This window comes from Streptomyces sp. NPDC029674 (assembly GCF_044903205.1).
Lineage (GTDB): Bacteria > Actinomycetota > Actinomycetes > Streptomycetales > Streptomycetaceae > Streptomyces.
On the sequence record NZ_JBJDPY010000003.1, the window covers coordinates 125,180 to 147,515 of the forward strand.

The following is a 22,336-nucleotide window of genomic DNA, read 5'->3' on the forward strand; positions in this document are numbered from 1 at the left end:
TCCGCGCACGGTGCCCAAGGGGGCGTGGGGCACTGCCCCGCGCCCACTACCCTGGAGTGGTGACGATTCGCCTGTACGACACCAGCGCCCGGCAGATCCGTGACTTCAGCCCCGTCAACGACGGCTGCGTCTCGATCTACCTCTGTGGTGCCACGGTCCAGGCCGCACCGCACATCGGGCACATCAGGTCGGGCCTGAACTTCGACATCATGCGCCGCTGGTTCGCGTACCGCGGCTACGACGTGACGTTCGTGCGCAACGTGACCGACATCGACGACAAGATCATCAAGAAGTCGGCCGAGCAGGGCCGCCCCTGGTGGTCGATCGGGTACGAGAACGAGCGCGCGTTCAACAGCGGATACGACGCCCTTGGCTGCCTGCCGCCCACCTACGAGCCGCGCGCCACCGGCCACATCACCGAGATGATCGAGATGATGCGCGGCCTCATCGAGCGCGGCCACGCGTACGAGGCGGACGGCAGCGTCTACTTCGACGTGCGGTCCTTCCCCGAGTACCTGGAGCTCTCCAACCAGGACCTGGACGAGCTGCGCCAGCCCGCCGAGGAAGGCATCACCGGCAAGCGCGACCCGCGCGACTTCGCCATGTGGAAGGCGAGCAAGCCCGGGGAGCCCGACTGGGAGAGCCCGTGGGGCCGTGGCCGGCCCGGCTGGCACCTGGAGTGCTCGGCGATGGTCCACAAGTACCTGGGCACCGAGTTCGACATCCACGGCGGCGGGATCGACCTGATCTTCCCGCACCACGAGAACGAGATCGCCCAGGCCAAGGCCTTCGGTGACACGTTCGCGCGCTACTGGGTGCACAACGCCTGGGTCACCATGTCCGGCGAGAAGATGTCCAAGTCGCTCGGCAACTCGGTCCTCGTCAGCGAGATGGTCAAGCAGTGGCGGCCCATCGTGCTCCGCTACTACCTCGGCACCCCGCACTACCGGTCGACGATCGAGTACAGCCCGGACGCCCTGCGCGAGGCCGAGTCCGCGTTCGCCCGCATCGAGGGGTTCGTGCAGCGCGTCGTGGAGAAGGCCGGCGGGGCCGTCGAGCCCGCCGCCGAGGTGCCGCCCGCGTTCGCCGACGCCATGGACGACGACATGGGCGTGCCGCAGGCCCTCGCCATCGTCCACACCACGGTCCGGCAGGGGAACAGCGCCCTCGCCGCCGACGACAAGGAAGCCGCCGTGGAGCGCCTCGCCGAGGTGCGGGCCATGCTCGGCGTCCTCGGCCTCGACCCGCTCGACCCGCACTGGGCGGGCGGGGACCAGGACCGCGGCGAAGACCTGCACGGAGTGGTCGACACCCTCGTCCGCCTCGTCCTCGACCAGCGCGAGGCCGCCCGCGGCCGCAAGGACTGGGGCACCGCCGACGCCATCCGCGACCAGCTCAACCAGTCGGGCCTCGTCATCGAGGACAGCCCGACCGGGCCGCGCTGGACGCTCGGCCCGCGCTGAGAGACATCGCTGATGTGCCGCCCGGCCTTCCGGGCGGCACACTTCATAGACGTACACCTCTGCGCGTACGCACGTACGCGCACACGTATCACCAACAGACAGGTAGGTCATGGCCGCTAACAACCGCCGCATGTCCGGCAAGAAGGGCGCGCAGGTCGGCAGCGGCGGCAATCGGCGCCGCGGCCTGGAAGGCAAGGGTCCGACGCCGCCCGCCGAGGCGCGCAAGGGGCATGTGAAGAACCGCATCGCCACCGCCAAGGCCAAGAAGGCCGCGGGCCGCCGTGGCACGCCCAAGGGGCGCGGCGGCAAGGGCACGTCCGAGATGGTCGTCGGCCGCAACCCGGTCTTCGAGGCGCTGCGCGACGGCGTGCCCGCCTCCACGCTCTACGTCCAGCAGTTCATCGACAACGACGAGCGGGTCCGCGAGGCGCTGCAGCTCGCGGCCGAGCGCGGCGGCATCCACCTCATGGAGGCGCCCCGCCCGGAGCTGGACCGCATGACGAACGGCCTCAACCACCAGGGCCTCGTGCTCCAGGTCCCGCCGTACGAGTACGCGCACCCGGAGGAGCTCGTCGCCGCCGCGCACGACGAGGGCCAGGACCCGCTGATCGTCGCGCTCGACGGCGTGACGGACCCGCGCAACCTCGGCGCGATCGTCCGCTCGGTGACCGCGTTCGGCGGCCACGGCGTCGTCGTGCCCGAGCGGCGCGCCGCCGGCATGACCGCCGGCGCGTGGAAGACCTCGGCGGGTACGGCCGCGCGGACGCCGGTCGCCCGCTGCACGAACCTGACGCGCGCCCTTGAGGCGTACAAGAAGGCGGGCATCGCCGTCGTCGGCCTTGCCGCGGACGGCGAGCACGAGGTCGGTGACCTGGAGGCGCTCGACGGCCCTGTCGTCATCGTCGTCGGCAGCGAGGGCAAGGGCCTCTCCCGCCTCGTCGGCGAGACCTGCGACTTCCGGGTGCGGATTCCGATGCCGGGTGGGGCGGAGTCGCTGAACGCGGGTGTCGCCGCGGGTGTGGTGCTGTACGAGGCGGCGCGGCGTCGCGCGTAGGTGTTCCCGGTCGTACTGATGTCCGGACCGTGTGATCCCTTGACGGGGATCTCTTGACGCGGTCCGGACATTTCCACGTGGTCAAGGCAGTGTCCTAAACACACATCACTCGGTTAGATGAGTGTGGACACCAGAACACCCCGCACTCCCACAGGGGGAAGCTCGTCAGGTTTCGACGATGCTCCCGCGCTGAGCATGGTGAAGGTGCCGAGCGACCCGGCGCAGGTCATCGTCAATCACGCGAGTTTCCGCGTGCAGCTTCCCGCCGCTGGGCGCACTCAATCCCCTCGTATCTCACGGCACTTGGGCACCCCCGACGAGACGGTGCGCATCCCCGCCGTCGGCGCGGCGGCCAAGCGCCGCGCGCCCGTCGTCTGGAGCGGGAAGTCCGACCCGGACGACACCGGCGCGATCAGACTGCTGCAGGCCGTGCGCGGCAGCGGCGTGCTCCGTTCGGCCGAAGAGGCAGGGCCCTACGACGAGGGGGGTGCCACCCAGGTCATCCCGCGCGTCCTCGACGACGGCCCCGAGACCGTCGAGACACCCGCCGTCATCGGCCCGCGCACCCCCGAGTCCGGGACCAGGCTGCTCCCGCAGATGCGGCCGTCCGGCAGCGACTACGACGAGCGGCTCGGCCAGGACGGACCGTACGCGGACGGCGACACGTACGACGACACGTACGACGACACGTACGACGACGAAGGCGGCGAGGGCGAGGAGCGGGTCCGCAGACACGGCTCGGACCCCGTCCGGCACGCCTACTACCCCGGCCGCCGGATGAACCTCGGCGTCGTCCTCCTCCCGCTGCGCGTCTTCCTCGGATTCATCTCCATCTACGCCGGCATGGGCAAGCTCTGCGACCCCGTCTACTTCGACGGCGGCGAACGGGGCTCCATGGTCAAGTGGCTGAACTCGCTGCACCCCTGGGCGCTCGCCGAGCCGCTGCGCGACTTCGCCCTCCAGCACCCGGTGGGCGCCGGGCTCTGCATCGCCTTCCTCCAGGTACTCGTCGGCGTCCTGACCGTCCTCGGGCTCTGGCAGCGGGTCGCCGCGTCGGTCGGCGTGCTGCTGTCGGCGGCGCTCATCGTCACCGTCAGCTGGAAGACCGTGCCGGCCTACGACGCGCCCGACATCATCTACCTCGCCGCCTGGTCGCCGCTGATCATCGCGGGCGCGCCCGTCTACTCCGTCGACGGGCGGCTCGCGGGCGAGGCCTGGCGCACGCTCGGCCCGCGCGTCGACATCTGGGACCTGCGGCGGCGCGTGCTGCGGCGCGGCGGCCTCATCGGTGCCGTCGTGGTCGGCCTCACGCTGCTCATCGGGTCGATGCTGGGCGGCGCGGTGCGCGACGCCGACCGGGTCACCGTGCCGGGGCCCGGCGAGGCCCCGCGCAACGTGCTGCCGGGCTCCCCGCTGCCCCAGGACCCCGCGAAGAAGCGGAAGGAGCGGCGCTCGCAGAGCCCGTCCGCCTCGTCGACCGGCTCGTCACCGACGCGGGGCAGCGCCGCGACGCCGACGCAGGGCGCCACGGCGCCGGACCCGGCCGCCCGGGAGCGGACCGGCACGGTCGGCTCCGCCGGGCAGCCCAGCCAGACGCAGGGCAGCAGCACGGCGGGCCAGGCCCCGCCGCAGCAGTCGGCGCCGCAGCAGCCGTCGGCCACGACCGCGGGACCGTCGTCCAGCGGTGGCTCCGGTGGCACGACGGGCGGCGCCGGTGCTTCCGGCGGCACGGGTGGTGCCGAGGAGAAGCCGGGTGGCCTGCTGGGCGGTGTGCTCGGCCGCTGACCCGGTGACCCGCTGAGCCGCTGACCCGCTGACGACGGAGGGGCCCCACACACGGTGTGGGGCCCCTCCGTCATGCGTACGGTTTACGTGCGGTCAGCGTGCGGTCAACGGCCCTGTGCGGCCAGTTCCTTGGCGGCCTCGGTGAGGTCCTTCGCGGTGTCGATCGCGCGCCAGTAGGCGCCCTGCGGCAGCGGGTAGCCCGCCAGGCTCTTCTCGCGGGCGAGGCGCGGGAACGTGGTGCGCTCGTGGTCACCGAGGTCCGGCAGGAGCGCGGTGAAGGAGGCCGAGAAGACGTACACGCCCGCGTTGATGAGGTACGGGGACGGCGGGGCCTCGATGAAGTCCGTGATGTGGCCGAACGCGTCCGTCTCGACGGCGCCCCACGGGATGCGGGGGCGGGCCAGGGCGAGGGTCGCGGTGGCGTCGCGCTCGGCGTGGAAGGCCGCCATGTCGCGCAGCGAGAAGCGGGTCCAGATGTCGCCGTTCGTCGCGTACCAGGGCTGGTCCGCGTGCGGCAGGTGCCGGGCGGCGTACTTGAGGCCGCCGCCACGGCCGAGGGGTTCCTTCTCGACGACCGTGCTGACGTTCAGCGGGAGGTCGGCGGAGTCCAGCCACTCCTGGAGGACCTCCGCGAGGTGCCCGCAGGAGACGACGGCGTCCGTCACGCCCTCCTCGGCCAGCCAGGCAAGCTGATGGCCGATGATCGGGGTCCCCGTGCCGGGGATCTCGACCATCGGCTTCGGCCGGTCGTCGGTGTACGGGCGGAGCCTGGAGCCCTGGCCTCCGGCCAGGACGACAGCCTGCGTGGGCTTCAGCGTGGTCATGCTGAAACCCTACGCGGCCCCGCGCGGCGGCCCGCTCAGCCGTTGTTCAGATGGGCCGCGGCGACGCCCGTCGCGAAGGAGGTGTCGCAGACGGGCCTCGCGTACGACTGGGCTCGGGTCGGACCGTACACGCGCACGGCGGCGCGGCCGAGCGCGCGGGCGATGGCCGCGCAGTGCCGGGCGAGCGACGGATGGCGGTTCACCTCCTGCTGGAGATGGGTGAGCGCGACGCCGGGGTTCTTCTCCTGGAGTTCCAGGAGGAGCCGGTCGCGCAGGACGTCCTGCGGGGCGCGGGACTTGGCGGGCTTGGAGAGGTCGTCGGCGGATGCGGTGAGCATCGAGTCCGAGGTGCTCCCCGACCAGTTGACGCTGGTGACCGCGAGGGTCCCGGAAAGCACCAGCATCACGGGCAGGACGAGGGCGAGCGTGCGGCCGATGCGGCGGGCGGGGCCCCGGTGGGCTCGGCGCGGCTTCTGGGTGTAGTTGGCGGAGTGCGTCACGCGAGTGAGCGTAGCGCTAGGTGATGATTTGGCGACATTTAGTCACTCGGTCGAGCGACAGGGAAGTGGGTTTCTCTGGAGCGGTGTTGACGCCGGGAGGTCGAAATGACCATTGTGCCGGGGTATTTGTCGACAACATCGTGATTTCTGCGGGATGTCCGGGGGCCCGGTCGGGCGTACCGGTCGGCCGTACCGGCCTGGTGTGCCGACCGGGCGTACGCGTAGGGCCCCGCACTCATGGTGCGGGGCCCTACGGGAACTTGGCGGGACGCGGCCCTGGGCGGGACGCGCCTGCTGGATCGTCAGTCGCTGAGGCGCTCGCCCGTCGACGTCGAGAACACGTGGGTCTCACCCGGACGCGGCACGACGTGCAGCTGGGCGCCCTTCTCCGGGACCCGGCGGCCGTTCACCCGGACCACGAGGTCCTTGTGCTCGCCGCCGACCTCGGCGGAGCCGTACACGTATCCGTCGGCGCCGAGCTCCTCGACGACGTTCACGGAGACGGCGAGGCCCGCCGGGGCGTCCGCGGTCTCCTTGGAGAGGGACTTCGCGGCCTCGCCGTTCTGCTCGACGATGTCGAAGTGCTCGGGCCGGACGCCCACGGTGACGGTGCGGTCACCGCGGTCGGCGGCAGCGCTGAGAGCCTCCCGGCTCACGGGCACGACCGAGTTGCCGAACTTCACGCCGCCGTCGGTGATCGGCACCTCGACGAGGTTCATGGCGGGGGAGCCGATGAAGCCCGCGACGAAGAGGTTGGCCGGGCGGTCGTACATGCTGCGCGGCGAGTCGACCTGCTGCAGCAGCCCGTCCTTCAGCACGGCCACGCGGTCGCCCATCGTCATGGCCTCGACCTGGTCGTGGGTGACGTACACGGTGGTGATGCCGAGGCGGCGCTGGAGCGACGCGATCTGCGTACGCGTCGACACGCGCAGCTTGGCGTCGAGGTTGGAGAGCGGCTCATCCATGAGGAAGACCTGCGGCTCACGCACGATGGCACGGCCCATGGCGACACGCTGACGCTGACCACCGGAGAGCGCCTTCGGCTTGCGGCCGAGGTACTCGGTGAGGTCCAGGATCTTGGCGGCGTCCTCGACCTTCTGCCGGATCTCCGCCTTGTTCACGCCGGCGATCTTCAGGGCGAAGCCCATGTTGTCGGCGACGGTCATGTGCGGGTAGAGCGCGTAGTTCTGGAACACCATGGCGATGTCCCGGTCCTTCGGCGGCAGGTGCGTGACGTCGCGCTCACCGATGCGGATCGCGCCGGCGTTCACGTCCTCGAGCCCCGCGAGCATGCGGAGCGAGGTGGACTTGCCGCAGCCGGACGGGCCGACGAGGACGAGGAATTCGCCGTCCTCGATCTGGATGTCGAGACCGTCGACGGCGGGCTTGTCGCCACCCGGGTAGATGCGGGTCGCCTTGTCGAACGTAACAGTGGCCATGGTGAGGGCCCCCTTCACCGGCAGGAACGTGCCGGACGATCCGAGTAGAGGGAGTGGTGTAGTCCACCTGAGTGAACTGCTCGTGACCGTATACCGGGGGGCTGTGGTCTGTCAGTAGTCGGGACCCCGCGACCTTCGAGGAAATTTTCGACGGGCGCACGGGCGGTGTTGGTTACACTGCTCGGGCACGTCGGGAGCGCTCCGGTGTGCGTGCCTCCTTAGCTCAGATGGCCAGAGCAACGCACTTGTAATGCGTAGGTCGTCGGTTCGAATCCGACAGGGGGCTCTGCATGGCGAAGGCCCAGGTCACCTCTCGGTGGCCTGGGCCTTCGGGGTTGTGGGCGTGGCTAGCGGGTGACGGTTGCTGTCGCCTTGCTTGTGGAGGTTCCGTCGCTGTGGCCCGTGCGGTGGGCCGTCACCTTGACTGTGATCTTCTTGCCGCGCTGGGCGGTCTTCAGGGGCAGGGAGGACTTGGTGGCGCCGGTGATCTTCGTGCCGTTCGCGTACCACTGGTAGGAGTACGAGGACGGGGCGGGCGACCAGGTGCCCTTCGTGGACTTGAGGGTTTTGCCTACCTTGGCGGTGCCGGTGATCGAGGGTTTCGCCGTCGCCTTGGGGGCGGCGCCCTTGGTGATCGTCACCGGGGCGGAGTTCGCGGTCGCGTCGCGCGGGCCCGCGTGGGCGGTGACCGCGACGGTCAGCTTCTTGCCCAGGTGCTTCGCCGGGATCTTGTACGTCGGGGCCGTGGCGCCCTCGATGGTCTCGCCGTCCGCCTTCCACCGGTAGGTGTACGAGGACGGGGCGGGCGACCAGGTGCCGGGGTCGGCGGTGACCTTGGAGCCGACGGTGGCGGTGCCCGTCACCTGCGGGGCGGCGGTGTTGCGCAGCTCCGGCTCGGTGACGGTGAAGGTGCCGTGCGGGTACTGCCCGTTCGCGTGGACGCTGACGGACCAGTCACCGGCGGGGATGCCTGTCAGGTCGAGTGTCGCCTTCAGCGTGCGGTTGTCGGCCGACACCGACTTCGTCCTGGCCGTGAGGGTCTTGCCCGCCTGGTACAGCTCGACCGTGGCGTCCGCGGGGAGGGCGGTGCCCGTCACCGTGAGGGTGGGCTTGCTGCCGCTGGGCGCCGTGGTGGGCGTCAGGCCGGTGACGGTGACCTTCTCGCCGCCGCAGCGGCCGAACGAGCACTTGAGCGTGGCGCGGTAGGAGGTGGTGGAGGCCTTCTCCGGGAGGCCGAGGACCAGGAGGGAGGGCTTGGCCGGTGGTGCCGAGGTGGACCTGTTGACCCCGCAGGTGTAGCCGTCCGGCGCGGCAGCGGTGCAGCCGTTGGACCACTTGTCGTCGTAGAGCGCGGGGACCGCCGTGGTGGCGGCGCCGGTCGTGTCGGTGATTTCGGTGTCGAAGCGGTCGCCGCCGACGGTGGGCAGGACCGCGCACACCGCGGTGCGGGACTCGTCGAGGGTGCCGGTGATCGGCCCGTATCCGTAGGCGACCGAGGGGACCTTGGCGCACTCGGCGGCGGGGCCTTCCGCCGTGGCGACGCGCAGGGCGTCGAGGCGGTACGCGGGTGCCGCCTGGCGGTTCGCCGGAGTCTGCACGACGACCTGGTAGGTGGTGCTTCCGGTGACGGCGCAGGCCCGGCCGCGCTGGGAGCACTCGTTGTCGCCGTCGCCGCCGAGGACGTACATGTCGGCGGTGCCCAGGGCGTCCCGCACGTTGAGGTGCACGACATCGGTGTCGGCCGGCGTGGTGACCTGGCGGCAGCGCAGAGTCCCGGGCGCGCCGTACGTGCCCTTGGCGGACGGTCCGCCGACCTTCGCCGCCGGTGTCTTCGTGCAGCCCGCGGACGACGCCGTCGACGTCACGTCGCGCCGCGTCAGGGTGTACTCGGCCGGCTTGTCGCTGCCGGTGACGAGGACCGTGTGGGCCTTGCCGGGTGTGAGCTCGCAGAGCGTCCAGCCGTTGGTGGTGGCGTAACGGTCACAGGCGCGCCTGCCCGTGGAGTCGACCACGGAGAACTCGGCGGGGACGTCTCCGGAGGTGGCGGTGAGCTGGAGCACCTCGGCGGAGGTGTGGGCGTCCGCCGGGATGGTCAGGCAGCGCGAGAAGACCCCGTCGCCGGTGGTGAGTTTGGCCTTGGCGCCGTTGGCGGAGAAGCTGCCGGCGGGCAGGACGGGGCAGTCGTTCGCGGCGTCGGTGCGGTGGACGGCGACCGCGTACGGGCCGGTGCGGGGGTTTCCGTCGGCGTGGACGAGCGCGCGGTAGGGCGCGGTGCCGGTGAGCGCGCAGTCGCCTGCGGAGAGCTCGTACGCGTCGCACTGCTGGGTGCCTTCGCGGTCGAGGACCTCGACGTCCGGGTCGACCCCGGAGGCGCCGAGCTCGGTGAGCGCGGCGATCCGGGAGTCCTTCGGCACGGGGAGGTTCAGGCAGTCGTACTGCCCGGCACCGGTGAACTCGCCCTTGTGCAGGCCCATGTCGCTCTTCACGCAGCCGCTGTCGGAGGCCCGGTCGAGGACGACCAGGCCGCGCGGGGTGTCGTGGAACGGGGACGAGCCGTCGAGGTAGGCGGTGTAGGTGCCCGCGGCGGGCAGCGAGCAGGGTGCCTCGGTGTTGCGGCAGACGGTCTTGCCGGAGCGGTCGTGCACGCGGACCGGAGCGGGGTCGCCGTCCTTGCCGACGGCATCGAAGCGGTACTTGCCCGCCCTCTCGGTGGTGACCGTGTAGCAGGGCGTGGTGATCAAGTCCTGTGCGGTCAGCGGTCCGTAGGGGCGGACGGGGGAGGCCGGGCAGCCCTTCGGGTCGTTCAGGCGGCGCGCCGTGACCGCGTACTCGGCGGGGAATCCCCTCTCCGCCTCCGTGACGCGGGACAGGGCGCGGTAGGGGCCCTTGCCGGGCAGGACGCAGCTGTCCTCGTCGTCCTCGGGGAAGCGGGGGCAGATCCGGGCGCCGGTGGCGTCGGTGATCCAGGCGATGGACTGGCCGTACGCCTTGGTGCCCTCGGTGAGCCGGATGCGGTCGCCGGGCTCGGCGTCGAAGGGCTGGCAGCCGATCTCGACCGGGCTGGTGGACGTGCGCGTCGGTGTCGGCAGATCCCAGTCGGTGCCGGCCTTCGGGGCGCAGCCGCGGTTGCCGCCGAGCGGTACGACGGTGACCGCGGTGTCGGCCTCCTCCCAGCCGCCGTTGACGACCTTCAACGTATAGGTGCTCGCCGCGGCGAGGTCGCACCAGCCGTCGACGCGGTACTCGCTGTCGAAGCAGTCGACCGGTGTGTCACCGCTGTAGACCTCGGTGTCCGCGTCGTTGCTGGAGTCGTCGAGCGAGACCAGGTGGAGGCCGGCCTCGGTGGTGGTGAAGGTGTAACAGGTCGTCGCGTCGGGCGCGACCGTCGCCTTGCCGACCGCCGCGCCCGGATCGCCGAACGGGGCGAGGGCGAGCGGCGCGCACTCCGCTCCGGCGGCGTGGGCGGCCGTCACCGGCAGCGCGGACGGTACGAGCAGGGCCAGTAGTGCGGTGAGGGCGAGAAGCAGCGCGGCGAACGCCGCGGGTCTCGCGGAAGAAGGACGTGGTTCAGGCATCGAGCCCCCCCCAGGCTGTACGGATGTCGGGTGTTCAGCTGCACGGACGTCGGGTGCCCAGCTGCGCGGGCGTTGGGTGTTCAGCTGCACGGATGATCGGTGATCGTGGCACAAGTGATCGGTGATCGTGGCACAAGGGGATGACAGTCCGTACTGGAGGGGCTGCTGATGTGGCCTCGTCAGTGGCGGCCCGCCACCTTGTCCGCCCAGCGGGCAAGGCGGGACGAGGTCGTCGTGTGGGTGGTCAGTTCGCGGCGGTCGGCCGCGTGGTACGTGGCGTACATGCCGTGCACGCCGAGCCAGCGGAACGGTTCCGGTTCCCAGCGGCGGACCTTGTGGTTGACCCAGGGGAGCGTGGTGAGGTCGGTGGGGCCGGTCTGGCCGGAGTCCTGTTGGACCAGGTCGCGCAGGGTGCGGGCGGCGAGGTTGGCGGTGGCGACGCCGGAGCCGACGTAGCCGCCCGCCCAGCCGAGGCCCGTGGCGCGGTCCAGGGTGACCGTGGCGCACCAGTCGCGCGGGACGCCGAGGACGCCGGACCAGGCGTGGGCCACCCGGACGCCGGCGAGCTGGGGGAAGAAGCGGAGGAGGATGGAGTGCAGGGCTTCGATCGTGGGGTGTTGGGTGCGGCCGTCGTTGTCCGTCCGCGAGCCGTAGCGGTACGGGACGCCGCGGCCGCCGAGCGCGATGCGGCCGTCGGCGGTGCGCTGGGCGTACATGTACGCGTGCGCCATGTCGCCGAGCGTCTCGCGGCCCTCCCAGCCGATCGACTCCCACTGGGCGGGTGACAGGGGTTCCGTCGCGATCATCGAGGAGTTCATGGGGAGCCAGGTGCGGCGCTGGCCCTTCAGGGAGGCCGTGAACCCCTCGGTGCAGCGCAGGATGTAGGGGGCGCGGACCGTGCCGTACGGGGTGACCGCGTGCTTCGGCTTGATCTCCGTGACCGGCGTCGACTCGTGGATGGTGACGCCCAGGGACTCCACGGTGTCGGCCAGGCCCTTGACCAGTTTCACCGGGTGCAGGCGGGCGCCGTGCGGGGTCCACGTCGAGCCGACGGCTCCGGCGACGCGTATCCGCTCGGCCGTCTCGCGGGCGCCGTGCAGGGTGCGGTCCTTCTCGCCGTACGAGAGTTCCGTGTCGTGGAAGTCCTTGAGGCGGGCCAACTGAGCGGGTGTGTAGGCCACTTCGAGTACGCCGCCGTGATGGATGTCCGCCTCGATCCCTTCCGCCCGCGCTGTCCCGATCACCTCGGTGACCGTCTCGTTCATCGCGCGCTGGAGGCGTACCGCCGCCTCGCGGCCGTGCAGTGCGGCGTAGCGGTCGCGGCCCGCGATGCCGTTGTAGAGCCAGCCGCCGTTGCGGCCGGAGGCTCCGTAGCCGCAGAACTTCTGCTCCAGGACGGTGATGCGGAGGAAGGGGGCGGCCTTCTTCAGGTAGTACGCGGTCCACAGGCCGGTGTAGCCGCCGCCGACGACGCAGACGTCCGCCGTGGTGTCGGAGGTGAGGGGTTCACGGGCCGTCGGCAGGCCGTCGTCCGCGTACCAGAACGATATGCCGCCGTTGACCGTGCCGGCCGTGCCGGCCGTGTGGTGCGTGCTGTTCGCGCTGCTCATGGGCGGACGTTACTGCGCAGGTGGGGGGCGTGTGGAGGGGCGGGGACGAGGGTTGCCGCGGGGCGGGTCGGCCGGGGGGTGGGAGGCCGGGTAGATTCCCATACTTTGAGCGGTACGTGTCGAAACTGGGAGGGCTCAACTCATGGCCGTACACAAGGCCGGGCGCAAGGCCGGGCGCGTCGCCGCCGCGGTGGCAGCGGCGGCGCTGATCGGGGTGGCCGCGTCCGCCTGTGGTCCCGACGACGACAACGGTGGCGGCAGCAGCGACAAGCCCGCCTCGTCGTCCGGCGCGAAGTCGTCGGAGTCGTCGGAGACCGATGCGCCCAACGGCAAGGGGCCGGAGGCCGATGCCCCGGAGGCGAAGGCGCCCCCGGCGGCCAGTGCCCGGCTCGCCGGTGTGCCCGCCTCCGTGAAGGGCGGTGTGGTCACCGTCGGTGATCCGAAGGCCAAGCATACGGTCAAGGTGTACGAGGACGCGCGCTGTCCGTTCTGCAAGAAGTTCGAGGACGGCGGGGCGCAGGCGCTGGTGAAGCCGGTGGCCGACGGCAAGGTGAAGGTCGAGTACACGATCGCCTCGTTCCTCGACAAGAACCTCGGCGGCAGCGGCTCGGTGAACGCGGCGAACGCGCTGCGGGCGTCCGTCGAGGCGGACAGGTTCCCGCAGTTCCACGCCGCCGTCTTCGCCAACCAGGCGGCGGAGGAGACCGATGACGCCTACACCCCGGCCTTCCTGCTGAAGATCGCCGACAAGGTCGAAGGCCTGCGCGGCGCCGCCTTCGACAAGGCGGTGACCAACGGGACGTACAAGAAGTGGGTCGGCGAGGCGATGAACGCCTTCAGCGAGGACGGCATCCAGGCCACGCCGACCGTCTTCATCGACGGCGAGAAGGCCGAGGGCAGCGCGCTGTACGAGCAGGCCGCGTTCGCCAAGGAGCTGAAGGCGGCGGGCATTTCCTGAGCCCGGCCGTGTCTGTTTGGTCCGCGCCCGTGTCTGTTTGGTCCGCGCCCCCGTACGGGAAAATTGCCGTGCGGGGGCGCGGGCGCGTCGGTAGGGTCCCGGACGTGATCGACATTCGCATTCCGGACGAGCTGGTCGAGTCGCAGCACCTCTACGCGGGAGAGCCGGGCCGGGCGTTCATCGCCGGACTCCCCGCCCGCGTACGGGAGTTCATCGACCGCTGGGACCTGACCCTCGACGGCGAACCGATGCACGGAATGGCCGCGCTCGTACTGCCCGTCGTGCGCTCCGACGGCACGCCCGCCGCGGTCAAGTTCCAGCTCCTCGACGAGGAGACCGAGGGTGAGCCGGTCGCGCTGCGGATCTGGGGCGGGGACGGTGCCGTACGCCTCCTCGACCACGACGCCGACACCGGCACGATGCTGCTCGAACGCCTCGACTCCGGGCGGATGCTGTCGACGATGACCGACACCCGTAAGGCCGTCCTCGTCCTCGCCGAACTCCTCGCCCGGCTCACCGCGACACCCGCGCCCGCCGGCATGCGCAGGCTGGGCGACATCGCGGCGGAGATGGTCGAGCAGCTGCCGGAAGCCCTGAAAACGATCCCCGACCCCGACGAGCGCGGACTCGTCGAGCGGTGCGGGGGCGCGGTGCGCGAGGTCATGGGCGAGGCCGGTGACCGGATGCTGCACTGGGACCTGCACTTCGAGAACGTCCTGGCCAGCGACCGCGAGCCGTGGCTCGCCATCGACCCGAAGCCGCTCGCCGGGGACCCCGGCTTCGATCTGTGGCCCGCTCTGGACAACGAGTTCGACGCGGACGACGTGCTCTGGCGGTTCGACGCGATGACGGAGGTGCTCGGCCTCGACCGCGAGCGGGCGCGCGCCTGGACGCTCGGCCGGGTCCTGCAGAACGCGCTGTGGGAGGTGCAGGACGGACGGCCGCCGGTGGCCGACGACCTGGAGATCGCGCGGCGGCTGCTCGGACGGTGAGGTCGCGTGGCGGCTGTTCGGACGGTGAGGTCGCGCGGCGGCTGCCCGGACGGTGAGACCGCGTTGACCCCGGCCGGCGGGACATGGCTTGCTGCTCCCATGATTCGTACCGCCACACCCGCCGACATCCCCGTCATCCACGCCCTGGTCCGCGACCTCGCCGCGTACGAGAAGGCACCCGACGAGGCGAGGGCCACCGAGGAGCAGCTGCGCGAGGCGCTCTTCGGGGAGCGCCCCGCCGCCTTCGCGCACATCGCGGAGGACGACACGTCCGGTGAGGTGGTGGGCTTCTCGGTCTGGTTCCTGAACTTCTCCACCTGGCGCGGCGTGCACGGGATTTACCTGGAGGACCTGTACGTACGCCCCGAGGCGCGCGGCGGCGGCCACGGCAAGGCGCTCCTCACCGAGCTCGCCCGGATCTGCGTGGAGCGCGGCTACGAGCGGCTCGAATGGTCCGTACTCGACTGGAACGAGCCGTCGATCAACTTCTACAAGTCGCTCGGCGCGCTGCCCCAGGACGAGTGGACCGTGTACCGGCTCACCGATGACGCGCTCACGGCGCTGGGCTCTTAGCTCCGGGCTCTGGGGTCTGGGGTCTTCGGCTCCGGGTTCTTGACTTCCGGCTCCTAGAACTCGTCCACGGTGTGCGGCAGGAGCGCCGTGCGCAGCGCCGCGTCCAGTGCCGCCGCCGTGCCCGGTGTGTGCTCCGTCGCCAGGCCCGCGCGGACGACCGCGTCGGTCGTCGTGCCGCCCAAGTAGCAGGCGGCCAGGTCGCGTACGGCGAGGGTGAGGTCCGCGGGGTCCTCGGTCCGCTCGTACGCGCAGCCGTCGGGGGACGCCGTCAGGCGGTGGCGGCCCTCGTTGGCGGGGAGGCGGTCGTCGCGTACGTCGAGGACCACGTCCACCGGGGCCGCCCAGGAGCGGGCCTCGAGCGCCTTGCGTACGTCGATGAGGCGGACCCACAGCGCGGGGAACTCGCCCGTGACGCGCACCTGGTCGCGGTCGGCGGCGAAGAGGTGGAGCGGGTCGTCCACGGGGCGGCCCCACGCACGGATCTGGCCGGTCAGGTCGATCGACGCGAGATAGCGCCAGAGCGCGGCCGCGGCGGCCGGAGTGTCCGCTTCCAGGTCGTCCACGCGGACGAGGCCGGGGGCGTCGTCGCGGGTCTTGGTGCGGTAGATCGCGTAACCCCCGAGCGGGCCCGCGGGATCGCCGAGGACGACGACGCGCGGCGGTGACAGCTCGTCGTCCTCCTCGTCCTCCGCCACCAGCCACTCCTCGCGCCACCACGCCTCGGTGCGGGCGATCCGGCCGGCGCGCTCGGTGCGCGTGCGGTCGTAGTACGCGGCGAGCAGCTCGGGCGCGTCGGACGGGTCGACGAGGCGCAGCGGGCGGTCGTCCGGGGTGATGCGCAGGGCCAGCGGACGCCGGGAGTCGATCTCCAGGGTGTGGCCGTGCGTGGCGGGCCCGAAGCCGAATCTGCCGTAGATGGCGTCCTCCGACGCCCACAGCGCGGCGATCGGCGAGCCGTCCGCCGTCGCCCTCGCGAACAGCTCCGCGACCATTCCGGAGAGCACGCCGCGGCGCCGGTGCGTGGGCGCCACGGACACGAAGGTCACGCAGGGGCAGGGGAGTTCGCCGCCCGGTACGGACAGGGTGAAGGGGAACGCGGCGAGGAGCCCGACGAGTTCGCCGTCGTCACCCGCCGTCCCGTCCGGGCTCTCGTACGCGCCGATGCGGGTGCAGTCGCGCAGCAGGTCGTGGTGGTGCTTGCGCTTCTCGTCCTCCGGGTTCTCGTGGAAGACGAGGTAGGAGAGGGAGAGCGCGCGGTCGATGCCCGCCTCGGGGATGTCGCGGAACTGGACGGTTTCCATACCCATATAACGGACGGTAGTTCCCGGATGTGGTGCGGGCACCTGGATTTCGGGTCGTACTGAGAAGAGGTGGAGGGCGGGGATCAGGGGATGAGGACTACCTTGCCCATCGTGGCGCGGGTCTCCAGGGCGCGGTGTGCCGCTGCCGCCTCCGCGAGGGGATAGCGCTGCACGGCCGGTGTGAAGTGGCCGAGGGAGGCGGCGGTGAGGGCGGCGAGCTCCAGGGTGCGGACGGGGTTGTCGCCGCCGGCCTTACGCATCATGGCCGGTCCGAGGACGTTGACCTGCGTGATGCCGCGCCGGGCCAGCTCCTCCTCGGTGAACGTCAGCTCCTCGCCGTCGTGCGGCCCCTTGCCGGACCAGCCGAAGACGAGGTGGCTGCCGCCCGGGCCCAGCAGGTCGACCGCGGCCAGGCCCGCCTTGCCGCCCACTCCGTCGAAGACGACGGTGGCGGCGCGGCCTCCGAGCTTCTCCCGGAGGTACGTGCGGACCTCGTCGGGCCACGCCGGGTCGGTGTAGTCCACGGCGAGGTCGGCGCCGTTGGCGCGGACGCGGTCCGTCTTCGCGGGGCCGCCGGCCAGACCGATCACCGTGGCGCCGCGGTGCTTGGCGTACTTCGTGAGCAGCGTGCCGATGCCGCCCGCTGCGGCGGGGACGACGGCCACGCTGTCGGGCGTCAGCGTCGCGAACCGCAGGATGCCCATGGCCGTACGTCCCGTGCCGATCAGGGCGACCGCCTCCGCGGGGTCCAGGCCGTCGGGTATCTCGTGCAGGCGGGACGCGTCGGTGACGACGCGCTCGGCGTAGCCCCCGGGGGCGAAGCCGATGTGGACGACGACGCGCTTGCCGAGCCAGTGCGCGGGCGTCCCCTCCCCGATCTCGTCGACGGTGCCCGCGACCTCCCGGCCGGGGATGGTGGGCAGGGAGGGGAGCTCGGGCAGCGGGCCCTGGATGCCCTCTCGGACGGCGGTGTCCAGGAGATGCACGCCGGCCGCGGCCACGGTGAGGCGGACCTGGCCCGCGGCCGGTTCGGGGACCGCGATCTCCTCGAGGACGAGGTTATCGGCGGGGCCGAAGGCGTGGAGGCGGACGGCTCGCATGGTGGTGGGTATCGGCATCGGCATCGGCATCGGCATCGGCATCGGGGCTCCCTGAGGGTGTGCGGTACGCATACGCGGTCCATTCGGGACGCCCCCACCCTTCAACCTGAAGTGGACTTGAGGTCAAGAGTCGACCTCGTCAGCGCGAGCGAGACCGCCTCGATGGCGCTGTTGAACGAGACCTCGGAGAGCAGGCCCGGAGCCGCCACCTGGTCTCCCGCCAGGTACACGCCGTCGCCGCGGTCGATCGCGGGCCGGTCCCGCCAGGTGGTGCCGGGGCGGTCCACCGCGCCCGTACGGCCGTTCGCGACCGAGGCGCGGCGCCACGTCAGACGTTCGCGCCAGCCGGGGTGACCGAGGTCGAGGAGGTGCTCGGCGCGGGCCACGCCGTCGGCCTTCGTCTCCTCGGGGGAGAGCGGAATCTGCGCCTGTACGAGCTGTTCCCCCTCCGGGGCGAGGGTGTGGTCCTGCGCGGTGAAACGCTCGACCCAGCCCGTCCGGTCCAGGTCGGAGATGACGAAGGCGTCGCCCCTGCGGGACCGGAAGGCCACGTCGACGAGTGTGGTGCGGCCGCTCTCCCAGCGCAGGGAATCGTCGCCGAGGAGGCGGCGCGCCGCGTCGAGGGACGTCGCGACGACGACCGGGCCGTCCTGGGGAAGCCCGAGGTCACAGAGGCTGTCGACGCGGTCCATCGTCTCCGTGCGTACGCCCATGTTCCAGGCGAGCGCGGCCATGCGGTCGATGACCGATCCCCAGCCGCCTCGCGGGTAGTGCGCCTCCGGCGGCAGCTTGGTGGCGCGGCGCAGGCGCTCCTGCACGAAGCGGGCGGAGAGCGAACCGGGGTCGTGGTGGAACGTCGCCACGGCGATGTAGTGCGCGGCGGCCTTCGCGCCCTCCTCGCCGACCTGTGCGGTGGCCCAGCTGGTGAAATCCTGGTCCACGGGGGCCTGTTCCGCCTTGCGGCGCAGCAGCTTCAGCATGGCGAGGGGCGGGGTGCGGCGCAGCGCGCCGTGGTGGAGCAGGCGCAGGCGGGCGCCTTCGAGGGGCGGGAGCGGGGCGAGCGGCCCGATGAGGTCGCGCTGCTTCAGCCAGGTCCAGTGCGGGCCGCCGTTGTAGAGGGCGTGCGGGCCCTCGTTCGTCTTGTAACGGCCCTCGGCGGTACGGGCGCGGCCGCCGAGGGTGTGGTGGGCCTCGCGGAGGGTCACGCGGGCGCCTGCCTCGGCGGCGCTGATGGCCGCGGTGAGACCGGCGAAGCCGCCGCCGATGACGGTGAGGTGGTTGGGCCTTGCGGTGGGCATGGGGGGCTCCCGGTGTGAGGGTCGGGTGTTGGCGTTGGTGTGGGCGTTGGTGGGTTCGGAGGCTTCGGGGTTGGGTCCGGGCTTCGTTTCTTGGACGTGTGGGGGTGGGCCGGATGTGACATCGGGGCGTTGTCAGTGGTGGCGGGCACGATGGGGGCATGGCTCAGAAAGCGAAACCGGCGCGGGTGGTCAAGGCGGCTCGGCAGGCCGAGGTGCGGTTGCCTCCGCTCCGGCCGTTCGAGGGGGTCGAGGGGCTTGGGGGGCTCGGGGGAGGCGGGCTGGAGCCTGACGGGGACTACGACGGGGTCGAGTTCCGTGACCTCGACCTCGGCGGGCAGGACGCGGCCGGGGCGCTGTTCATGGACTCGGCGATGGTGGGGTGCGGGGTCGGCGAGACGCGGTTGGCGCGGGCCCGGTTCGTCGACTCCGTACTGACGGAGCTGCGCGGGGTGGGGACGGACCTCGCGGAGGCGTCACTGCGGGACGTGGAGATCGTCGACGCGCGGCTCGGCGGGGTGCAGTTGCACGGGGGCGTGCTGGAGCGGGTCGTGGTGCGGGGCGGGAAGATCGACTACCTGAACCTGCGCAAGGCACGACTGCGGGACGTCGTCTTCGACGGCTGCGTGCTGGTGGAGCCGGACTTCGGGGCGGCTTCGTTGGAGCGGGTGGAGTTTCGGGGGTGTGTGGTGCGGGGGGCCGACTTCACCGGTACGAGGATGAAGGACGTGGATCTTCGGGGGGCGGCGGAGCTGGAGATCGCGCGGGGGATCGAGTGCCTGGCCGGGGCGGTGATCAGTCCTGGTCAGCTGATGGAGCTGGCGGCGGTGTTTGCGGCGGGGGTGGGGGTGCGGGTGGCTGGGGTGGGGGAGTAGGGGGTCTGGCGGGGCGCCTTGGGCGGGCTGTGGGGTCCGGTGCTTGGGCGGGTGCGGGTGGCGCCTATTGCCCGGTTGTGGGGCGGGGGCGCGGGGGTATGTGCGTACTCGCTATCCCTGCGTCGCGCCTCAAGTCCAAAGGCGCCAGAGTGTGCTCGGTGCTCCGTTCGCACATACCCCCACACCCCCTCGGGAGCGTGTGCGCCTGCGGCCCGGTGGGGGCTGGCCGACCTGCTCCCTGCGGGCCCGCGTGTCGCAGAGCCCCCCGCCCCACCTGCCCCTACTCCCGCGGGGCGTCGCGGGGTGCACGGGCGGGTGGGTGGGATACATCCGCCGCGAAGCGGCGGGCTAGTTGCCCCTACCCCGCAGGGCGGCGCCGGGCGCACCGGCACTGGTCGCCCACGCCGCGCCGGGAGTCAGGCCGTGCGGGGGAACCGGGCGAGGAGGGCCCAGAGCGCAGGGTTGTCCGCAAGGGAGTCGTGGAGGTCCGTGAGGTCCGCCACGAGGTCGTGGAGAAAGTCGCGGGCCTCACGCCGGAGCTCCGAGTGGGAGAAGGTCAGCGGAGGCTCATCGGGATCCATCCAGTCCGCCTCGATGTCGACCCAACCGAAGCGGCGGGCGAACAGCATGCGATCGGTCGACTCGGTGAAGTCGAGCTCCGCGTACTGGGGGCGGGAGGCCCGACTGCCGAGCGGATCCTGGTCCAGCGCCTCGACGATGTCGCACAGCGCCCACGCGAAGTCGAGGACGGGCACCCATCCCCAGGCTGTGGACAGTTCCCGGTCGGCCTTGGTGTCCGCCAGGTACACGTCCCCGCAGAACAGGTCGTGGCGGAGCGTATGGACGTCCGCGCGGCTGTAGTCCAGCTGGGCGGGGTCAGGGAAGCGGCGGGAGAGCGCGTAGCCGATGTCGAGCACGGTTCGATGGTGTCATGGACCGGGCAGCCCGGTGCCCGTAGCCGCAGCCGCGCGAGGCGGCCGGGCCGCGAAGAGGCGCCGGATCAACGCAAGAGCCGCTGTTCCTTCGCCACCGCCACCGCGCCCGCCCGCGTATCCACCCCCAGCTTGTCGTAGATCCGCCCGAGGTGGGTCTTGACCGTGGCCTCGCTGATGAAGAGGGCGCGGGCGATCTCCCGGTTGCCGAGGCCTTGGGAGAGCTGGCCGAGGATGTCGCGTTCGCGGTCGGTGAGCGTGGGGTGCGGGGCCCGCATGCGGGCCATGACGCGGGAGGCGACGGGCGGCGAGAGCGTGGTGCGGCCCTGGGACGCGGCGTGGATGGCGGAGAAGAGTTCCTCGGGGCGCTCCGCCTTGAGGAGGTACCCCGTGGCGCCCGCCTCGATGGCGCGGGTGATGTCCGCGTCGGTGTCGTAGGTGGTGAGGACGAGGACGTGGGGTGCGGGTGCGGGGGCGGGGCCCGGGGAGGAGGTGATGCGGCGGGTGGCCTCCACGCCGTCGATGCCGGCGCCCAGTTGCAGGTCCATGAGGACGACGTCCGGTGCCAGTTTCGCGGCGAGGGCGACCGCCTCCTCGCCGGTGCCCGCCTCGCCGACCACGTCGATGTCGGGCGCGCTGCCCAGCAGGGCGAGCAGTCCGGCGCGTACGACGACGTGGTCGTCGCAGACCAGCAGGCGGACGGGGCGGGCCGGGGCGGTGTTCATGACGGGGGCTCCAACGGGTTCGTCAGCGGGGCCGACGGCGGGGCCGGCAGCGGGATCGACACGGAGAGGACCGCGCCCTCGCCCGGCGCCGACTCGATGGTCAGGGTGCCGCCGAGCTGCCCGGCCCGCGCGCGGATCGCGGGCAGCCCGTGTCCCCGTACGCCTGCCGGGGACGCGGGCCCGGAGGAGGGCGGCGGTGCGAAGCCGCGGCCGTCGTCGGCGACGTCGAGGACGACCTGGTCGTCGAGGAGGGTGAGGGTCAGCGCGGCCGTGGTGGCGTCGGCGTGTTCGCGTACGTTCGCGAGCGCGCCCTGCGCGATGCGGAGGAGCGCCGAGCTGACCCGGTCCGGCAGCGGCACCGGCGTGCCCTCCGCGTGGAAGCGGACGGTGAGGCCCGCGTCGGACTCGCGCTCCGCGAGCGCCCGCAGCGCTTGCGCCACGCCGCCGCCGTCCGCGAGGTCGGCGGGCGCCAGGTCGTGCACGAAGCGGCGGGCCTCGGCGAGACCGTGCTCGGTGATCGACTCGGCGGTGCGGACGTGGGTGCGGGCCTTCACCGGATCCGTGTCCCAGACGCGGTCGGCGGCCTGCAGCAGCATCTGCTGGCTGGACAGGCCCTGCGCGAGGGTGTCGTGGATCTCCATGGACAGGCGCTGGCGCTCGGCGAGCGTGCCCTCGCGCCGTTCGATGGCGGCGAGTTCGCGGCGGGTGCGGATGAGGTCGTCGATGAGTTCGCGCTGCCGGGCGGCCTGGCGCTGCATGTAGAGGAAGACGGCGGTCGCGACCGCGGCCCAGGCGGGCGGCGCGAGCAGCAGGTTCGGGTCGAAGCGGCCCGCGAGCTGCAGCTGGGCGACGACGACGAAGGCGGTGAGGACGGCCACCAGGAACAGGGCGGCGCGCGGCGGCAGCGTCCGCAGGCCGGTGTAGAAGAGCGGCACCGCGCACCACGCGAAGCTCGGCGCGAGGACGACGAGCACCACCCAGACGGCCACGACGAGGATCAGCCAGGCGAGGCGGCGCGGCGCGGTGGGGCGGGCGCCGATGACGGGGCCGAGGACGTAGAGGAGCGCGAGGGAGACCGAGAGCGCGATGATCCACGGTGTGCGCGGCTCGCCGGGGTGCCGCATCAGGAACCGGGTCAGCGACGAGCCGAGGAGCAGGAAGAACGCCGTGTGCATGACGGCCGCGAGCCAGCGGGCGTCGGGGTCCGGCGTGCGGGGGTCGAGCCCCGGCCTGCGCTCTCCCACGGGGCGCCTCCCTCTCGTACTCGTATTCGTACGCGTACTCGTACTGCCGTCTCGTACACGCTGAACTAGGACCGTCGTACTCGCTGGACCA

General features: G+C 72.0%; 18 protein-coding genes and 1 tRNA gene. 8 read left to right on the top strand and 11 right to left on the bottom strand.

Annotated features, from left to right (window positions below):
• The first annotated feature begins 59 nt into the window (after positions 1–59).
• The 3 genes from cysS to ACI2L3_RS08005 all read left to right on the top strand — a co-directional run bounded on the left by cysS (position 60) and on the right by ACI2L3_RS08005 (position 4,302).
• Positions 60–1,463: a cysteine--tRNA ligase gene (cysS, locus tag ACI2L3_RS07995; protein ID WP_404751462.1), complete on the top strand. Its 1,404-nt coding sequence runs from the start codon at positions 60–62 to the stop codon at positions 1,461–1,463.
• Positions 1,464–1,572: 109 nt separating this feature from the next.
• Positions 1,573–2,517 carry a 23S rRNA (guanosine(2251)-2'-O)-methyltransferase RlmB gene (rlmB, locus tag ACI2L3_RS08000; RefSeq protein WP_404751463.1) on the top strand — a complete coding sequence of 315 codons (945 nt, stop codon included), beginning with the start codon at positions 1,573–1,575 and terminating at the stop codon, positions 2,515–2,517.
• A gap of 117 nt (positions 2,518–2,634) precedes the next feature.
• A complete protein-coding gene (locus ACI2L3_RS08005; RefSeq protein WP_404751464.1) occupies positions 2,635–4,302 on the top strand; it encodes a DoxX family protein in 1,668 nt (555 codons plus the stop codon).
• A 104-nt stretch (positions 4,303–4,406) separates the two neighbouring features.
• On the opposite strand, the gene ACI2L3_RS08010 is transcribed toward ACI2L3_RS08005, so the two are convergent.
• From ACI2L3_RS08010 to ACI2L3_RS08020, 3 genes are all read right to left on the bottom strand, one after another.
• Positions 4,407–5,126 (bottom strand): NDP-sugar synthase, encoded by a 720-nt coding sequence (locus tag ACI2L3_RS08010; protein WP_404751465.1) that lies wholly within the window; start codon positions 5,124–5,126, stop codon positions 4,407–4,409.
• Positions 5,127–5,161: 35 nt separating this feature from the next.
• Positions 5,162–5,626 carry a hypothetical protein gene (locus ACI2L3_RS08015; protein WP_404751466.1) on the bottom strand — a complete coding sequence of 155 codons (465 nt, stop codon included), beginning with the start codon at positions 5,624–5,626 and terminating at the stop codon, positions 5,162–5,164.
• 302 nt (positions 5,627–5,928) lie between these two features.
• Positions 5,929–7,065, bottom strand: a complete 1,137-nt coding sequence (locus ACI2L3_RS08020) for an ABC transporter ATP-binding protein (protein ID WP_404751467.1) — start codon at positions 7,063–7,065, stop codon at positions 5,929–5,931.
• Positions 7,066–7,277: 212 nt separating this feature from the next.
• Here ACI2L3_RS08020 and ACI2L3_RS08025 point away from each other — a divergent pair.
• A tRNA-Thr gene (locus tag ACI2L3_RS08025) sits at positions 7,278–7,351 on the top strand.
• A 61-nt stretch (positions 7,352–7,412) separates the two neighbouring features.
• On the opposite strand, the gene ACI2L3_RS08030 is transcribed toward ACI2L3_RS08025, so the two are convergent.
• Together ACI2L3_RS08030 and ACI2L3_RS08035 are read right to left on the bottom strand one after the other, a co-directional pair.
• Positions 7,413–10,640 (bottom strand): Tat pathway signal protein, encoded by a 3,228-nt coding sequence (locus ACI2L3_RS08030; protein WP_404751468.1) that lies wholly within the window; start codon positions 10,638–10,640, stop codon positions 7,413–7,415.
• Between the two features lie 179 nt (positions 10,641–10,819).
• The gene (locus ACI2L3_RS08035; RefSeq protein ID WP_404751469.1) at positions 10,820–12,250 is read right to left on the bottom strand and encodes an NAD(P)/FAD-dependent oxidoreductase; all 1,431 of its coding nucleotides are present in this window, start codon (positions 12,248–12,250) and stop codon (positions 10,820–10,822) included.
• Between the two features lie 142 nt (positions 12,251–12,392).
• Between ACI2L3_RS08035 and ACI2L3_RS08040 the strand changes: the two genes are divergently transcribed.
• The 3 genes from ACI2L3_RS08040 to ACI2L3_RS08050 all read left to right on the top strand — a co-directional run bounded on the left by ACI2L3_RS08040 (position 12,393) and on the right by ACI2L3_RS08050 (position 14,773).
• Positions 12,393–13,208, top strand: coding sequence for a DsbA family protein (locus ACI2L3_RS08040; protein ID WP_404751470.1), 816 nt, complete (start codon positions 12,393–12,395; stop codon positions 13,206–13,208).
• Between the two features lie 104 nt (positions 13,209–13,312).
• Positions 13,313–14,200 carry an aminoglycoside phosphotransferase family protein gene (locus ACI2L3_RS08045; protein WP_404751471.1) on the top strand — a complete coding sequence of 296 codons (888 nt, stop codon included), beginning with the start codon at positions 13,313–13,315 and terminating at the stop codon, positions 14,198–14,200.
• Positions 14,201–14,299: 99 nt separating this feature from the next.
• Positions 14,300–14,773, top strand: coding sequence for a GNAT family N-acetyltransferase (locus tag ACI2L3_RS08050; RefSeq protein WP_404751472.1), 474 nt, complete (start codon positions 14,300–14,302; stop codon positions 14,771–14,773).
• A gap of 53 nt (positions 14,774–14,826) precedes the next feature.
• Here ACI2L3_RS08050 and ACI2L3_RS08055 read toward each other — a convergent pair whose 3' ends face one another.
• The 3 genes from ACI2L3_RS08055 to ACI2L3_RS08065 form a co-directional block, all read right to left on the bottom strand.
• The gene (locus tag ACI2L3_RS08055) at positions 14,827–16,074 is read right to left on the bottom strand and encodes a GNAT family N-acetyltransferase (protein ID WP_404751910.1); all 1,248 of its coding nucleotides are present in this window, start codon (positions 16,072–16,074) and stop codon (positions 14,827–14,829) included.
• Positions 16,075–16,157: 83 nt separating this feature from the next.
• A complete protein-coding gene (locus ACI2L3_RS08060) occupies positions 16,158–17,174 on the bottom strand; it encodes a zinc-binding dehydrogenase (protein WP_404751911.1) in 1,017 nt (338 codons plus the stop codon).
• 101 nt (positions 17,175–17,275) lie between these two features.
• Positions 17,276–18,472 (bottom strand): NAD(P)-binding protein, encoded by a 1,197-nt coding sequence (locus tag ACI2L3_RS08065; protein ID WP_404751473.1) that lies wholly within the window; start codon positions 18,470–18,472, stop codon positions 17,276–17,278.
• Positions 18,473–18,630: 158 nt separating this feature from the next.
• Here ACI2L3_RS08065 and ACI2L3_RS08070 point away from each other — a divergent pair, with 158 nt between their 5' ends.
• A complete protein-coding gene (locus tag ACI2L3_RS08070; RefSeq protein WP_404751474.1) occupies positions 18,631–19,344 on the top strand; it encodes a pentapeptide repeat-containing protein in 714 nt (237 codons plus the stop codon).
• A 416-nt stretch (positions 19,345–19,760) separates the two neighbouring features.
• On the opposite strand, the gene ACI2L3_RS08075 is transcribed toward ACI2L3_RS08070, so the two are convergent.
• The 3 genes from ACI2L3_RS08075 to ACI2L3_RS08085 all read right to left on the bottom strand — a co-directional run bounded on the left by ACI2L3_RS08075 (position 19,761) and on the right by ACI2L3_RS08085 (position 22,176).
• Positions 19,761–20,261 (bottom strand): hypothetical protein, encoded by a 501-nt coding sequence (locus ACI2L3_RS08075; RefSeq protein WP_404751475.1) that lies wholly within the window; start codon positions 20,259–20,261, stop codon positions 19,761–19,763.
• Positions 20,262–20,344: 83 nt separating this feature from the next.
• Complete coding sequence (locus ACI2L3_RS08080) at positions 20,345–21,001, bottom strand: response regulator (protein WP_404751476.1); 657 nt, start codon at positions 20,999–21,001, stop codon at positions 20,345–20,347.
• Complete coding sequence (locus ACI2L3_RS08085; RefSeq protein WP_404751912.1) at positions 20,998–22,176, bottom strand: sensor histidine kinase; 1,179 nt, start codon at positions 22,174–22,176, stop codon at positions 20,998–21,000. The genes ACI2L3_RS08080 and ACI2L3_RS08085 overlap by 4 nt, the downstream gene beginning before the upstream one ends.
• Positions 22,177–22,336 lie beyond the last annotated feature (160 nt).

Bases quoted from the DNA above. Each gene is read 5' to 3' on its own strand.
- rlmB (WP_404751463.1), top strand. From the start codon at position 1,573: ATGGCCGCTAACAACCGCCGCATGTCCGGCAAGAAGGGCGCGCAGGTC.
- ACI2L3_RS08005 (WP_404751464.1), top strand. From the start codon at position 2,635: ATGAGTGTGGACACCAGAACACCCCGCACTCCCACAGGGGGAAGCTCG.
- ACI2L3_RS08010 (WP_404751465.1), bottom strand. From the start codon at position 5,126: ATGACCACGCTGAAGCCCACGCAGGCTGTCGTCCTGGCCGGAGGCCAG.
- ACI2L3_RS08020 (WP_404751467.1), bottom strand. From the start codon at position 7,065: ATGGCCACTGTTACGTTCGACAAGGCGACCCGCATCTACCCGGGTGGC.
- ACI2L3_RS08030 (WP_404751468.1), bottom strand. From the start codon at position 10,640: ATGCCTGAACCACGTCCTTCTTCCGCGAGACCCGCGGCGTTCGCCGCG.
- ACI2L3_RS08035 (WP_404751469.1), bottom strand. From the start codon at position 12,250: ATGAGCAGCGCGAACAGCACGCACCACACGGCCGGCACGGCCGGCACG.
- ACI2L3_RS08040 (WP_404751470.1), top strand. From the start codon at position 12,393: ATGGCCGTACACAAGGCCGGGCGCAAGGCCGGGCGCGTCGCCGCCGCG.
- ACI2L3_RS08050 (WP_404751472.1), top strand. From the start codon at position 14,300: ATGATTCGTACCGCCACACCCGCCGACATCCCCGTCATCCACGCCCTG.
- ACI2L3_RS08055 (WP_404751910.1), bottom strand. From the start codon at position 16,074: ATGGAAACCGTCCAGTTCCGCGACATCCCCGAGGCGGGCATCGACCGC.
- ACI2L3_RS08060 (WP_404751911.1), bottom strand. From the start codon at position 17,174: ATGCGAGCCGTCCGCCTCCACGCCTTCGGCCCCGCCGATAACCTCGTC.
- ACI2L3_RS08065 (WP_404751473.1), bottom strand. From the start codon at position 18,472: ATGCCCACCGCAAGGCCCAACCACCTCACCGTCATCGGCGGCGGCTTC.
- ACI2L3_RS08070 (WP_404751474.1), top strand. From the start codon at position 18,631: ATGGCTCAGAAAGCGAAACCGGCGCGGGTGGTCAAGGCGGCTCGGCAG.
- ACI2L3_RS08080 (WP_404751476.1), bottom strand. From the start codon at position 21,001: ATGAACACCGCCCCGGCCCGCCCCGTCCGCCTGCTGGTCTGCGACGAC.
- ACI2L3_RS08085 (WP_404751912.1), bottom strand. From the start codon at position 22,176: ATGCACACGGCGTTCTTCCTGCTCCTCGGCTCGTCGCTGACCCGGTTC.